The sequence below is a fragment of the Thermotoga petrophila RKU-1 genome (genome assembly GCF_000016785.1).
GTDB classification, from domain to species: domain Bacteria; phylum Thermotogota; class Thermotogae; order Thermotogales; family Thermotogaceae; genus Thermotoga; species Thermotoga petrophila.
The window spans coordinates 1,455,442-1,469,241 of the sequence record NC_009486.1; the positions used below are offsets into that span (position 1 = coordinate 1,455,442).

The window sequence follows — 13,800 nt, forward strand, 5'->3', positions numbered from 1 at the left end:
ATTCATTCTACAAACTGCTCCTTTAGAATCTCTGTGTATTTTTCACACCTGACGATCAGCTCCTCGTGAGAACCAGAGTCCAGAATCCGTCCGTTCTCCATGACGTATATCTTTTTGGCCTTTCTCACAGTGGAAAGCCTGTGTGAGATGATAATCACAGTTTCTATTTCCCTCAAGATTTTCTCGAAAATCCTCTCCTCCGTCTTGCCATCAACACCAGAGGTGGCCTCGTCTAGGATGAGAACCTGTGGTTTTCTTATCAAAGCTCTCGCGAGGACTATTCTCTGCCTTTGACCATCTGAGAGTTTTGTTCCCCTCTCTCCTACGATCGTGTCTATTCCGCTTTCCAGTTTCTCAACAAAGTCACACTCACACATTTTGAGAACATTTTCGATTTCATCTTCTGGAAAGTCTTCAAAAAGGGTGATGTTGTTTCTGATTGTTGTATCAAAGAGTATATCGTTCGAGCGAACAAGAACGATGTTTCTTCTGAGTGATTGAAGAGAGTACTGTTCGATGGGAACACCGTTTATGAGAATTTCACCCTCTGTGGGAGACAGTAGCCTGTTGAAAAGAGAAACGAGCGTGCTCTTTCCTGCCCCAGATCTTGCCACAATTGCGATCTTATCCCCGGAGTTTATCTCGAAATTCAAACCAGTGAGAACAGGAGTTCCGTCGTATTTAAAATACACATTCCTCAATTGCAGTTTTTCGAACTTTTCAAGATTTATACCGCTTGCTCTTTCAAAGGGCATGGAAAATATTCTCGCAAAGTTTTCCCAGTTTGGAAGCGTCGAAAAGAACATTGTCAGGCCTGTGAGCGCCATTCTGACGATGTCGTACATCCAGTTCATGTAAGATTCGAAGGCCAGAAGTGTTCCGACACTTATCTCACCCTTCCAGAGAAGATAAATACCGAAGGCAAGAACGATGGTACTCCCGATCCATCTGTTAATGTCGATGTTTCTGTTCGACAGTTCATTTGCCGTACTGTGAGCGATACTCGCCCTGCTCCATTCTCCGGCACTTGAATCGAGGAAGTTTTTGAGAAACGAAGATCCAGAAAACTGTTTGAGAACAGGAATTCCTTCCACCACTTCCCTGGATCTTTTCAAAAACCTCTGGTAGGATTCCTGATCTCTCTGAGAAGCCCTGATGACCATCTTCCTCAGAATCGAGGTTGACACAAAAAACAGAACGATGCTCACCAGGACCACAAGAGTGAGTTTTACACTCAGAATGAACAAAAGGAAAAGAACAGCAAGGAAAAATCCCAGGTTGAAGAAAAACTGCAACCTTCCAAGGTAAACTCCCGAAGCTACCTTCGGAACATCCCTCATGAAAACCGAAAGATAATCACCGGTGTTCTGTGAGTTCGCGTAAGTCAGTGGAAGCGCCAGGATTTTTGCGTATGCGCTCTTCGATTCCCTAGCCCGGGATGCGTTCAGCAAGTACTTCGCAGCTGAGTAGTTGAGTTTGTACATGATGAAAGACTGGGCCACAAGAACGATGAAGTATAGTACTGAGAACAGAGCGATTTCTCCCACATCACCTCTGTAAAACGCACTGTCGATGGTCTTTTTGATGAGAAGTGGAGTAAGAACGTTGGTGGTCAAAAACAGGCCTTCCAGTAAGAAGAAAATCGGATAGTGTTTTTTGTACTTCCTCTCGAATTTTCTGATATCGTCTCTGAGATGACCTGTAAATAAGAAGAGGTTCATAGTTTTCATCCTCCGTTAAAATTATCCATTAAAGGTAATAATGTCCATGGATCAAATTCCAAAATTGTTTCTATTATTTTCTTTTCAACATCACATGCTTTGAACATATCTTTTTGGTAATCACGCTTAAAAATGCATCTACTGCAGTAAAACAAGAAATAGCAATCCTTGCACTTGCTGTATCTAGCTTTGGTAAATAATCTCAAAGCTTTATACCTCCAGTCTTTCAAATTCTTTAGTATTTTTTCTTCATTATCTTTTACAACATTCGATATTCTGTATTTTAAATTTCCTACAACCAGCTGGCATGGGTATATGTTTCCAAAAATATCTACAATAAATGAATTCGACCCAGCAGGGCAAAATGTACTAACAATTATCTTGCCAGAAGAGTCACTAGGGTTGAGATAATTCATCAGTAATTTACACAGCAGGGCACGATCAAAGTCATTTAAATCTCCTCTGCGACTTTTTTCTAACAGAGAAGCTATTATTTCATAATATTCTTGAGCAATGGAAATATCGATTCGTAAATTTTTGTCTAAAGAACCATTCCAGTCGTACACCGGAGAGATAATCACATTTGCAGCATTGAATTCGGTATAGAAATATTTGTATATTTTCAAAATATTCCAACCGAGTTGCTTGTGTAACTTGGTGTAGGTAACTTCAAATGATATAGAAAAACCTTTCTGTTTAAGCAAATTTATGTTATTCTTTATCCGATCAAAACTGCTAGACTTGCTATCAAGACTAGGTCTTGTATTATCTTGTATTTCTTTCGGCCCATCTAGACTAACAACCATATAGATTTGGAATTTATCCTTATAGGACTCGTAAATTTTAATAAAGCGATTGATAGTTTCCTCTGAAACAAATAAACTTGTAGCTACGGTTATTCGCAGATTATTGAATTTTTTAGCATACTTTGATGTCAATATTCTGAACATTTCTTCTATCATTTCAATATTTAGGAGAGGTTCTCCACCAAAAATATGTATATTGTGCACATTATAATTCGAAAGAAAGAAATCAAGGGTCCGTACTAATACATTTCTCTTCATAAAGCCAGGATTACCATATGTTCCAGCGTTAGCATAACAGTATCTGCATTTTAATCTACAAACCTGAGATACATTTAGCGCTAAACGCAAAATATCATTATCTTTAACCAACTTTCTTTTCAGAGAAATTAAAGTATTTTTCTTTAACTTTTCGAGCTCTTCTATGACATTTTTGGCTTTAGTGCGAACTAGGTAAGAAGAAGCCTTTCTTGTTATTTGTATACTATCATCTAATTTGTAGAAATCAAAATTAACCTTGTCTAGAAGATACCTATTATTGCGAGGAGCTTCAATCAATGAGAAAAAGACCTTGGGTAGATTAATGGTTATCATCTCTTAAAACCTCCTTGGTAAAATGAAATAGAGCCTCTTGATGAACCCCTTCCCCTGGCCTTTCGCCAGGGGAAAGGGAAAAAAGCGGCTGCTATTTTTCCTTAACCACACCAACCACAGACGAGACCAGCTCCTCCACATCCTTTTCCTGGGTTCAAATAATCATTAGGAACAACTGGTTTTGGCATCTTCTGCATAGCATCCCCTCCTTTCGTATGTGGTTTCCGAACACCGGTGTTCGGATTCAGAATTACTTAATAAACAAAAGAAACCCTAATTTCCAACAGTTAAATCTTCCGAATGCAACTTCTCTATCAGGAAGGTGTGAACAACAGTTTTTTCCCTTACCGTCGTTTGGTAGTCATCAGAAGGGCTGGGAAACACGAGTGTGTATAAGAGAGAAAGCAGAATAACCATTGTGAGAATGATCCTTCTCACGATTTTCACCCCCCTTCCTTATTAAGACAGATCTTTTGTGATCTTTCAAACTTTTCCGGTTCTGAAAAGCCATTTTTAAGGCATTCTACGATAGAGGATTTTTATTGAGATTTCATATTTTGTGTAATTTCACTCCTAACGTTACACAGCAGTGTGATAAAATAGCGTAAAAATAATAGTTTTGGAGGGAAAGGATTGAAAAGTCATCAACTTTTGAAAGCACCATTTCAGCATGGATTTCTCTTCTCACGACCACTTGTTATGTACTGCTTCAAAACATGCCATGATTCAGCCTGGAAACATTACATAAGATTTCTGAAATACCGTCATGAAAAGCTTTACGAGGAAGCTCTTTCAGAGATAGATAACGCAATAAAGGTTTGCAACTCGATCGCCTTTCGCTACTTTCTTCTTTCAGAAAAACTCACCGTGCTCGGTTATATGGGAAAACACGAGGAAGGAATAAAACTTTACTCTCATTTACGCGGTAGAATGAGAAACGTTTCACCGAATCTCAGGAGCATATTTATTGGAAACCTTCTGAACTATTGCTCCATGTATCTACACAACGCTTTTGAATGTTTAGGGAGAATAAAGCCAGAGGCTCATCATCTGGAGAAATCCTCTTATGCTTTTATACTGATAGGAAAAGCAAGATATATGGCAAGAACAGGAAACGTCAAAGAAGCGATGGAGTTCTACGAAAAAGCACTGAAAATACTGCAAGAAATTCCTCATCCTTCTGGAATAATCGCCTGTCTTAACGATATGGCATGGTATAAAAAGGAGAAAGATCCAGAAAAAGCCAAAGATATGGCAGAAGAAGCACTCTACTGGAATGGATACTTTTTTGATACTCCGCGGTTCTATGCACTGGACACACTGTTTGAGATTCAAAGGACAACTTCTGACCCCGCAATCGTTGAAACTGCCAGGCTGATTGTGATCGCTTCTGAAGGGTTAAAAGACAACGCAAACGATCTCTTGAAAAATGCCCAGAAACTGTGTTTGAGATTGAACAACTCTCTCTACAAAAACACAAAATCTCTCCAGAGATTTCTGAAGAAAAACACCACATCCATCAAACACCTCTCAGAAATGACAGGAGTTGCAAGAAACAGACTGATCGACATATTAAACGGAAAAACACAAAAGATCAGGGGAGAAACGCTAAGAAAAATAGCAAAGGCTCTTGGAAAGTCCAACATTTTGTCTCTTCCTGAACCCCTGTTAAATGAACTGGTGAAACTGAAGATAGAAGAGGATTTCTCGGCTTCATTGAGAGAAATAAAGACAAAAATTTTAGAGGAAAGACAAATCCTTTTTCTTACCACCTACATGGCTCTTCTTGATAGAGAGTTCCTTTCAAGGAAAGAAAAGCTCAAAAAGGCATATACACTCCTTGAAGATATTGAGTCGTTCGCTGATTTCATGGCAAAAGATCACCGGACCATGGAATTTGTTGTTTCAATGGTGAAGGCTCATCCTTTCATTGAAGGAAGAAAAGAAGCGGTGAAGAAGGCCCTTGAAAGGATGAAAAGAAGGAAACTGGAAAGATTCACTTTGAAATACATCGAGATGAAAGAATCTGACAGAAGGCTTTTGGATAAATTTCTAAGAAACTACGGAAGGTACGATGGTGTGAGGTTTGGCATCAGGTTAAAAGGTCCAGAAGTAGTGAGAGAATTTGCAAAAAAGTACTCTCTCAAGGTTCAGCCCCTGTTTGTTGCTTTCTGGTGCGAAGAGGACGGCAGAGCAAGAAGAAGACTGGAAAGAGTCTTGAAGCATATGGTCCTGAATTGAACCCGGAGTTCCAGCCTTAGAATCTCTTTCTCCTGCTATAATTTAATCGAAATTGCCATATCATTTGTCATGATGGAAAAATGAGGGGTGAAAAACGTGCGCAAAATTTTCACAGCTATCATTGAATACGATCCTGAAACAAAGCAATATGTTGGAATGGTTCCGGACGTTCCGGGTGTGCATACTGTAGGTAGTTCCTTAGAAGAAGTGAGAAGGAATTTAAAAGAGGTGCTTGAACTCGTATTGGAGGAAGCAGGAGATGAAATAAATCACCAGGAATTCGTGGCTCTTGAGATGATAGAGGTGGAAACTTGAGTTATCTTCCAATAGTTGATCCAAAAACTATGGAAAAGGTTTTACTGAAACTTGGATTTCAACGTGTTCGCCAAAAAGGAAGTCATGTGTTCTACAGGCACAGCAATGGCAGATATACGACCATCCCATTTCATGCAAGAGCCTTGCCCAAATCACTTATAAGAAAAATCATCCGTGAAGCGGGTATATCAGTGGAGGAATTCAAGAAAGTACTTGAGAATCTGTGATCTCCTCAGGGAGATTGGGAAGATGGAGACGCAAAAGGAGATAGTCTTCATCGCCGTGGAATCGGAGGACGGAGGATACATCGAAAAAACTGAGAGGTATTCGATATTCACGCAGGGAGATACCTGGGAAGAGCTCCTTGAGATGATAAAAGATGCGGTCAAATGCCATTTCGATGAGGGTGCTCCTAAGTACGTACATGCTCGCTTTGTGAAGGATGTGACGATTGCGGTATGAAACTACCGAGGGATGTATCTGCGGATCGTTTGATAAGTTAGAAGATCTAGAATATGAGGTTGTCAGACAACGAGGGAGTCACGTACGTCTCTCCTATAGAGGAAAACACTTCATAACCGTACCGGTTCACAAGATGTAGTTGCGTACCATGGAATCAGCATTGAACAACCCCCATCCCCCCTGGATTGGAAGGTTGTTGTAGATTGATTTCAGACATCTTTATCAGCGATCCTTTTCGATTCATTCACGTACGTTTCTATTATCCTTCTGAACGTTGTGTTGTTTTGCATCAACTCTTCGAACCCTCCGACAGACGAAACTTTTCCGTTTTCAAGGAAGATTATCTTACTCGCAACCCTTATGATATTCGGTTTGTGCGATATCATGATGGCTGTTTTTTCTTTCAAAAATTCAATCAATTTCTCCAGTAAGAATTTTTCTGTTATCGTGTCCAGGTTTGTGAGAGGTTCATCCAGAACAACAACTGGTTTGTCTGCATAGAAGAGTCTGGCAAGTTGTATCCTCTGTTTTTCTCCTCCTGAGACGAAACTTCCTCCTTCTCCAAGTTTTCTTCCTCTCAGATGTTCTATTCCAAGTTCTTTTATGATTCTTTACTTTCCCTCCCTGATGTTCTGGAAGATTTTTCAGAAAGGCCTTCCCATCACCAATGTTCGCTAATACATATCGATGTTTCCGTACTTTCTTGCTGCAAATTCAATCAACCGCAGTGTGAAATAGGCCAAAACGAGGTATGCAAGACCTACTGCCGCTTCCCAGGCACTTGAAATCCAGGCCTTCATTTTAAATCCTTGCAGAGCGTATATTATGCTTTCGACCGAACGCGAAAGCGGCAAAAGCTGTGAAAGCCATCTGAAAAACACGGGCAGTCTTTCTATAGGAAAACTTGCACCGCTCAAAATGAAAACCAACATCTCTGCAACACCAAGAAGCATGTTGATATCTCTCGTCAGCAGTCCAAGAGCTGCCACCGTCATTCCGAAACTGCTCAGAGCCAGTACACCTATCGTCATATGGGCAAAAAGGCTCGCAGTAATGGAGGGATCAAGTTTTAAAAAGCAAAATGAAACAGCCAGTCCCAGAATCACCGTGGCCAGTGCATCGATTATGTGAAAAGGCATCTTTTTTAGCATTACTTTGAATTTCGATGAAGGCGAAACAACGAAGAAAATCAACGATCCCTGATCTCGCTCGGAGAAAAATATTATGCCGAGCCCTTTAAAAACGCTTATTGAAGACAGAGCCATGATATTTGCTATTATGAAAGCTCTCGCATCGTGCAGCGTTTTATATCCATATGCAAGAAGTGTTGAGTAAAAGAGCAGCCGAAAAATCGGATTGATGATCTTTTCAGCGGCATAGGCTTTCCAGTTCAGCCACAGGGAAACCCCTTTGTACGAAATCCAAAAATGTCTGAGCAGCCTCACTTCTCAAACCAGCTCCCCTTCCGCTCTGCTTTTTCTTTCTATCTTTTTGAAAAGAACATGTCCTAAAAGAAAGTAAAAAAGCGTGAGTAAAAGTGCGTTGAAAATCAAATCCTTTCCAGCACTGCCAACTTCAAAGGAATCTCTCATCAGCGTAACTGACCAGCTTATGGGAAGGAAACTGGAAATCACTCGAATCCATTTTGGAAGAATGTCTATCGGAAAGAGCATTCCCGAGATGAAATACACCGGATACTGGATCGTTGACATCCATGAAAAGGCGTTCTTTGAGAGTGTCAAAAGCGTTGCAAAAACGAAAGAGGTGGAAATGAAGGAAAGGACCAGTATCAGAAACGAACAGGCAAACATCACGGGATTCGAAATGGCAAACTCCAACTTCAAGACAAAATAAGAATAAGCCACAACCACGGCGGCTTCCATCTAATTCCCCCGCTTCAATCAATATCAGCGGATTCTGATAATGCAGAAATTTTTGCAAAGTAGCAGCCTCTGGCACTCTTTTCCAGAAAGATTGCGACCACCAACACTGCCACCAAACCACCCGCTTGCACGAGACCTATTTTCATTTGATAAATTCCCACGGTGATTGCTACTTATCCACTGTTGAACAATATAGCAATGGGACGTGAAAGAATCATCAAAAACCCTGCAACCCATTTTTCCTTCCTTTGGTTTGAAGTACCTTAAAAGAAATGGTGCCAAAAGCTAAGTACAGTAAAGATAAAACAATCAAGATGATGAATTCTTTTTTCAAGTCAAGCAATGTGTTTGTTTTCATGAGAAAATAGCGTGTGAGGTCCAACCCCCACGTAAATGGAAAAGCATATGCAAGATATTCCAGCACTTTTGGAAGAACATTCACAGGAAAAAACATACCACCAATCAGAGGAGCGGCATTACCAAGCAAACTCACCAGTTCGTCCCCTTCTTTGAATCTCAACGTGATGCCAAAAAACAGAAAGACAAGACCGAAAGAAGCGATTATGGAAAGAATAACAACACCCGCTGCAAGGGCAAACTCAACCAGGTTGAAGGTCATCAGATTCAGCAGCACTGCCAGGACGATTATCGGAACAGACTCCACGGTAACTTTCACAAGACCAAAAACCGACCACGAGAGGATGTACCCTATGGAACTCACGGGCATGATGAACAGTTCTTCCAGCTGTCCTATTCTCATGTAGTACCTCAAAGCAAAGACAGATCCCCAGAGTACCTCAACGTAGTTCCAGTAAGCTGCCCCTAGCAGGAGGTATCCGATGATGTTCTTCGTGTTCGTCGCACCGTAGAAAAACCGTACAAGGCCTGATTCTGTGCCAAAGTAATAGAGCAGGACAACGGGCATTATCGTCAGAAGGGGTGTGAGGAAAGCTCCATACCAGTCTATTCTGTATCTTTTCGCACTCAGGAAACTGGCTTTTGCAAGATACAGACTTCTCACCATGATTCCCATTCTCCTTTTTTTCGAATCTCGTTTTCTGCCTTTTTAAGCAACCATACTCCGAGGATCAGATAGGCAAAACTCAAACCTGTCAGTATCAGGAGTTGGGGAACAAAGCCACTCATGTTTCCGTTTTTTATTATGCTTCTTCCTATGGAGATGAGGTAGGTGAGCGGTATCATGTACGAGATGAGTCGAACGTAAGAAGGGAAATTCTCAACAGGATTGACCATCCCTGAGAGGACGCCAAAAAAGAATTGGGCAGTGGAATTTATGCTTCTGATTCTCTTCTTCCACAACGACAACGCTGCGAAAAATATCGAAAAGAATGTTATGTAAACACCGCTCACCGCCAGCAAAAGAAGAAAGTAAAGATGGATCTCAAGCTTTATACCGGAAAGGTAGAAGAAAAGCAATGTGAAGAATGTTATGTACAGGTTCATTAGGAATGTGTCAGCGGCTTTTGAGAACAAAAAAGCCAAAAGACTGATTGGAGCAAGTACCACGGAGATGAGGGCACCTTCTTCTCTTTCTTCTGTGAATCCGTCTCCCACCCCAAAGAAGTACTGGTTCAGCCAGTACCAGAGCAGGGCTCCTATCAACACGTTCTCTGCAAGCGAGTTCACATCAGCGATTCTGGAAGAAAACACATAAGGTCCTATGATGAAAAATGGTGTCAGAGCCATGTTCACCCACACGAACCTGTATTTAAGCCTTATCTTCATCTCCTTCAGAACCAGATGGAGTATCTTCCTCATCCATATTTCGCCCCCTGATGAGGTTTTCGAACACCTCATATACTTCGCTTCTTTCGCTGCGGATATCCTTGTATCTCACTTCCATCTGTACACGACCGTTTCTAAGAAGAACAACGCAGGCATTCTCGGGAAGAACGTGAAGTACATGACTTATCATTACGATAGTCAATCCCCTCCTGTTCCGTTCATCCAAAAAACCGACCATTTCACGCACCGACGGTGGATCCAGACCGTTGAGTATCTCGTCGATGAACAGTACCTCTGGATCGTGAATTAGCGCTTTACAAATCATCAACTTTTTCCTCATGCCCGTTGAAAACTCTTCGACGGGTTTGTCTTTGTATTCGAACAGACCGAATCTTTTGAGAAGCTCTTCCATTCGTTCTCTTCTGACTTTTTTCGGTACGCCGTATACACCCCCAAAGATATCGAGGTTTTCCCAGGCAGTGAGTTTCCAGTACAGACTTCTCTCGTTTGCAAGAACCACCCCTATTCTCGCAGATAGTTTCTTCCAGTGCTTTTTCACATCAACGCCGAGAACCTTCACTTCCCCATCGTCAGGAAGCAAGAGACCTATCATGATTTTCAGCAGTGTGCTTTTTCCCGAACCGTTCTCGCCGACGATTACCTTGAAGTCTCCCTCTTCTGCGTAAAAATCAACTTTATCGAGAACTCGAAGTTCTCCGAAGGATTTCCTGACACCGGACACTTCTACGACTTTTCTCATACCAACTTCACCCTTTCACGGAACTTTGAAAATAATCTCAAAAGTTCTGGATAAGAATTTTGATGAAAAACTTTCCAGCAATCTTTCTTTGTTTTCAAAATATAGGCGTTAAACCTACAGCCACCATTACATATAGGTAAATAGATACAGTCCTTACACTCGTTGTCAGTATTATCGTTTTCCATGAATTGAGAGTAACGCCTCAAAAAGTCTATTGGAGAATTAAGAAATTCACTGTAGGAACATATCCTAAACTCCTCTCTTCCCACTCCCGAAATACAATTGTACAAATCTCCGTTAGGAGCAACAACTAGATCTGTTTCCTTATGGTAGGTACATGGCCAGATGTTGAGAAAATCCAATAGGAAAATGTCCCGTTCTAGAGCAACTTTTATAGTATTTACATAAATATTTGCATACTCTGCAATATCAGGTATATTCTCGATCGTATAGGCACAAGAACTATTTGGATGACTTAGTAATCCAATGTTGAACAAAAATCTCTCTTTTATCGTATTTTTACCGAAGATGTCTATGAGCTCATCTATCATCATACCGTATTTTTCCTCTGAATTCATTCTGTCTAAAACAGTATGGATAACTATTGTTAAATTTGTTTTATTAAGTAATTTGTTTATGTTATCTATTATTACTTCCCAAGTCCCGTCGTAGTTTTGCGAGATCCTTCTTTTATCATGAATGTTTTTTGGCCCATCTATGGTTATTTGAATAAACCTGAATTTGGAATTACTTAGTACTTCAAACATATGATTAGAAAAACTCACACCATTTGTTATTATATTGTACTGCTTGATCGGCACTTGCTCTTTTTCAGCAATTCTAATAATTTCACTCAACTTTTCAGGATAGAGAGAAGGCTCTCCACCAAAAAATGTCACAGCAATGGTCTTCGTGTCAAACAGATCCATCAAGGCTAGCCATAAATTTACTCTATCTTGAGGAGAAAGTGAACCATTTCTTTCTTTATTATGTGGTTTGATACCTTGCTGCATACAATAAATGCAGTTTAAATTACAGTTCAATGTTATGACATCTGTTATTGATAAAACAGAGCGGTCATACTTGATTTTATTCGAAATATACTTGAACAATGCATACTCATTAATATGATTCTCCAATACAATACCTCTATCTACAAAAGTTGACAAGAGAAACTCCTCATTAGCACCGTTGAGTGCAGCTTGTAATCTTCTCAGCTCATCCACATTGGTTTCCGCATAACTTCTTAACAACACGTTATAAAGAAGGATCCGGTTCTTTTCTTGTACTTTAATGAGAAAATCCGAGAATTTGTACCCTGACATACAACCACCCCATTTTTGTAGAGTACTTAATAATCAAATATTCCTAGATATTCCTAATAGAGAAGGCGGCCGCCTTCTTTAAAAATTTCTAACCTCAGTCTAAGGAGTTACTACTGCACATCTTTGACTTCTGTTAGTGCATCCACCTAAAGGAATAGAATGGTTCGCGATTCGCTTAAGTACATTCATCCTTTGTCCCCCCTTTCATTCGATATTAGAAGCCTCGCGAGGCTTTTATTAAACCGTAAAATTTGATTTCCAGCCGTTAAATCTTCCGAGTGTGACTTCTCTAGCAGGAGGGTGTGAACAACAGTTTTTTTCCTCACTGTCGTTTGATAATCATCAGAAGGACTGGGAAACACAAGCGTGTATAGGAGAGAGAGCAGAATAACTATTGTGAGAATGATCCTTCTCACGATTTTCATCCCCCTTCCTCATTAGAACAGATCTTTTGTGACCTTTCAAATCTTCCTGGTTTTGAAAAGCCCTTTTTAAAGCGTTCTGCGATAAAGGATTTTCATTGAGATTTCATGTTTTGTGCAATTTCACTCCTAACGTTACACAGCAGTGTGATAAAATAGCGTAAAAATAATAGTTTTGGAGGGAAAGGATTGAAAAGTCATCAACTTTTGAAAGCACCATTTCAGCATGGATTTCTTTTCTCACGACCACTTGTTACATACTGCTTCAAAACATGCCATGATGCATCCTGGAAACATTACATAAGATTTCTGAAATACCGTCATGAAAAGCTTTATGAGGAGGCTCTCTCAGAAATAGATAGCGCAATAGATGAAAAGAAAGAAACTAGAAAGATTCACTTTGAAATACATCGAGATGAAAGAGCCTGACAGAAAATTCCTTGATAGATTTCTGAGGAACTGCGGAAGGTACGATGGAGTGAGGTTTGGGATCAGGCTAAGGAAGCCGGATGTGGTGAGAGAGTTTGCAAAGAGGCACTCTCTCAAGGTTCAGCCCCTGTTTGTTGCCTTCTGGTGTGAAGAGGACGGCAGGGCAAGAAGAAGACTGGTGAGGATATTACACTGGATGACTCAAGAGTGATCGAGTGGGAAAACGGGTGTCAGTTTCTGTGCTTTTTCTTTCAGTATCTGCAGTTCTTCTTCGCTGATTTTTGTTCCCTGATTTTCAACGATTTGACACATCCACCAGAGAAATTCCTGGTGACTTGGACTCACAGCTGCGGTGACGGGCAGTGATAGTGTGAAGCGAAGTGCCATGGATGCTTCTTCGAAATCATCCACAGGATGATACCAGCATTTTTCCCAGCGTTTTTCTTCTCCTTCCTCCAGACGTCTTTTTGCCAGAGCCTTTATTGCCAGAATTCCCATGTTTTTCTCCCGGGCTTTGCTGTAAAGTCTTTTGCCAAATCCTTTTCCCAGCCAGCTTGCCCAGTTCAGTGGAAAAAGTACCGTATCGAAATCGAACCTTTCCAGCATCGAAAGTGCAGCTTCCTCACTGTGAGCAGAAAAACCGATGTACCTTATCAGTCCTTCTTCTTTTGCCTTCAAAAAGGCCTCTATAGCTCCATTCGGTGAAAAGATGGCCTCCACCTCATCGAGCGTGGTCACAGCATGGAACTGATAAAGGTCAAAGTGATCCGTCTGGAGTCTCTTCAGAGATTCGTTCAATTCTTTCCAGGCACCTTCTTTTGTTCTCTCCATCGTTTTACAGGCCAGAAACACCTGGTCTCTGTAAGGCTTCAGCGCTGGGCCAAGTTTTTCCTCGGCGTCTCCGTAGGAAGGAGCAACGTCGAAGTAGTTTATGCCCCTCTCGATCGCTCTGGCAACTATCTTTTTTGCAGATTCCACGGACTCGTTCATCACAACGATTCCGCCGAATCCGACCACAGAGAGCTTTTCACCTGTTTTCCCCAGAACTCTTTTTTCCACGGAAAATCCCCCCTTCAACGACTGGGTCTATTATACATCC

The 13,800-nt window shown here is 40.9% G+C and carries 17 protein-coding genes and 2 pseudogenes; 6 read left to right on the forward strand and 13 right to left on the reverse strand.

The window, feature by feature from the left end; translation table 11 throughout:
• Positions 1-2: 2 nt before the first annotated feature.
• The 3 genes from TPET_RS07510 to TPET_RS09465 all read right to left on the reverse strand — a co-directional run bounded on the left by TPET_RS07510 (position 3) and on the right by TPET_RS09465 (position 3,315).
• Entirely contained in the window at positions 3-1,721 is a 1,719-nt protein-coding gene (locus TPET_RS07510; RefSeq protein WP_011943915.1) for an ABC transporter ATP-binding protein, read from the reverse strand.
• A gap of 5 nt (positions 1,722-1,726) precedes the next feature.
• Positions 1,727-3,118, reverse strand: coding sequence for a radical SAM/SPASM domain-containing protein (locus TPET_RS07515; RefSeq protein ID WP_004083362.1), 1,392 nt, complete (start codon positions 3,116-3,118; stop codon positions 1,727-1,729).
• A gap of 101 nt (positions 3,119-3,219) precedes the next feature.
• Complete coding sequence (locus tag TPET_RS09465) at positions 3,220-3,315, reverse strand: Cys-rich RiPP peptide (protein ID WP_010865309.1); 96 nt, start codon at positions 3,313-3,315, stop codon at positions 3,220-3,222.
• 436 nt (positions 3,316-3,751) lie between these two features.
• On the opposite strand from TPET_RS09465, the gene TPET_RS07520 reads away from it, so the two are divergent.
• The 5 genes from TPET_RS07520 to TPET_RS09725 all read left to right on the forward strand — a co-directional run bounded on the left by TPET_RS07520 (position 3,752) and on the right by TPET_RS09725 (position 6,275).
• The gene (locus TPET_RS07520) at positions 3,752-5,359 is read left to right on the forward strand and encodes a helix-turn-helix domain-containing protein (RefSeq protein WP_011943917.1); all 1,608 of its coding nucleotides are present in this window, start codon (positions 3,752-3,754) and stop codon (positions 5,357-5,359) included.
• A gap of 96 nt (positions 5,360-5,455) precedes the next feature.
• Positions 5,456-5,674, forward strand: a complete 219-nt coding sequence (locus tag TPET_RS07525) for a type II toxin-antitoxin system HicB family antitoxin (RefSeq protein ID WP_004083352.1) — start codon at positions 5,456-5,458, stop codon at positions 5,672-5,674.
• The gene (locus tag TPET_RS07530; RefSeq protein WP_008195297.1) at positions 5,671-5,901 is read left to right on the forward strand and encodes a type II toxin-antitoxin system HicA family toxin; all 231 of its coding nucleotides are present in this window, start codon (positions 5,671-5,673) and stop codon (positions 5,899-5,901) included. The genes TPET_RS07525 and TPET_RS07530 overlap by 4 nt, the downstream gene beginning before the upstream one ends.
• A gap of 22 nt (positions 5,902-5,923) precedes the next feature.
• A complete protein-coding gene (locus TPET_RS07535; protein ID WP_004079908.1) occupies positions 5,924-6,136 on the forward strand; it encodes a type II toxin-antitoxin system HicB family antitoxin in 213 nt (70 codons plus the stop codon).
• Positions 6,126-6,275: a type II toxin-antitoxin system HicA family toxin gene (locus TPET_RS09725; protein ID WP_081434644.1), complete on the forward strand. Its 150-nt coding sequence runs from the start codon at positions 6,126-6,128 to the stop codon at positions 6,273-6,275. The genes TPET_RS07535 and TPET_RS09725 overlap by 11 nt, the downstream gene beginning before the upstream one ends.
• Positions 6,276-6,345: 70 nt before the next feature.
• Here the strand turns inward: TPET_RS09725 and TPET_RS09615 are convergent, their stop codons facing one another.
• The 9 genes and pseudogenes from TPET_RS09615 to TPET_RS07575 all read right to left on the reverse strand — a co-directional run bounded on the left by TPET_RS09615 (position 6,346) and on the right by TPET_RS07575 (position 12,275).
• Complete coding sequence (locus TPET_RS09615; RefSeq protein ID WP_041434717.1) at positions 6,346-6,555, reverse strand: hypothetical protein; 210 nt, start codon at positions 6,553-6,555, stop codon at positions 6,346-6,348.
• Between the two features lie 54 nt (positions 6,556-6,609).
• A pseudogene (locus TPET_RS09660) lies at positions 6,610-6,744 on the reverse strand (ATP-binding cassette domain-containing protein); the annotation flags it as partial.
• 66 nt (positions 6,745-6,810) lie between these two features.
• Positions 6,811-7,581: an ABC transporter permease gene (locus tag TPET_RS07545; RefSeq protein ID WP_011943918.1), complete on the reverse strand. Its 771-nt coding sequence runs from the start codon at positions 7,579-7,581 to the stop codon at positions 6,811-6,813.
• A 3-nt stretch (positions 7,582-7,584) separates the two neighbouring features.
• Positions 7,585-8,019: an ABC transporter permease gene (locus TPET_RS07550; RefSeq protein WP_004079914.1), complete on the reverse strand. Its 435-nt coding sequence runs from the start codon at positions 8,017-8,019 to the stop codon at positions 7,585-7,587.
• A gap of 217 nt (positions 8,020-8,236) precedes the next feature.
• Positions 8,237-9,043 carry an ABC transporter permease gene (locus TPET_RS07555; RefSeq protein ID WP_004079915.1) on the reverse strand — a complete coding sequence of 269 codons (807 nt, stop codon included), beginning with the start codon at positions 9,041-9,043 and terminating at the stop codon, positions 8,237-8,239.
• Complete coding sequence (locus tag TPET_RS07560; RefSeq protein WP_004079916.1) at positions 9,037-9,798, reverse strand: ABC transporter permease; 762 nt, start codon at positions 9,796-9,798, stop codon at positions 9,037-9,039. The genes TPET_RS07555 and TPET_RS07560 overlap by 7 nt, the downstream gene beginning before the upstream one ends.
• Positions 9,749-10,525 (reverse strand): ABC transporter ATP-binding protein, encoded by a 777-nt coding sequence (locus TPET_RS07565; protein WP_004079917.1) that lies wholly within the window; start codon positions 10,523-10,525, stop codon positions 9,749-9,751. The genes TPET_RS07560 and TPET_RS07565 overlap by 50 nt, the downstream gene beginning before the upstream one ends.
• A complete protein-coding gene (locus TPET_RS07570; RefSeq protein ID WP_004079919.1) occupies positions 10,522-11,850 on the reverse strand; it encodes a radical SAM/SPASM domain-containing protein in 1,329 nt (442 codons plus the stop codon). The genes TPET_RS07565 and TPET_RS07570 overlap by 4 nt, the downstream gene beginning before the upstream one ends.
• 185 nt (positions 11,851-12,035) lie before the next feature.
• Positions 12,036-12,275 (reverse strand): hypothetical protein, encoded by a 240-nt coding sequence (locus TPET_RS07575; RefSeq protein WP_004079921.1) that lies wholly within the window; start codon positions 12,273-12,275, stop codon positions 12,036-12,038.
• A gap of 367 nt (positions 12,276-12,642) precedes the next feature.
• Between TPET_RS07575 and TPET_RS07580 the strand changes: the two are divergent.
• Positions 12,643-12,912 (forward strand): annotated as a pseudogene (locus TPET_RS07580) (hypothetical protein); the annotation flags it as partial.
• Here the strand turns inward: TPET_RS07580 and TPET_RS07585 are convergent.
• Positions 12,903-13,760 (reverse strand): aldo/keto reductase, encoded by an 858-nt coding sequence (locus TPET_RS07585; protein ID WP_004079927.1) that lies wholly within the window; start codon positions 13,758-13,760, stop codon positions 12,903-12,905. The pseudogene TPET_RS07580 and the gene TPET_RS07585 overlap by 10 nt on opposite strands.
• Positions 13,761-13,800 lie beyond the last annotated feature (40 nt).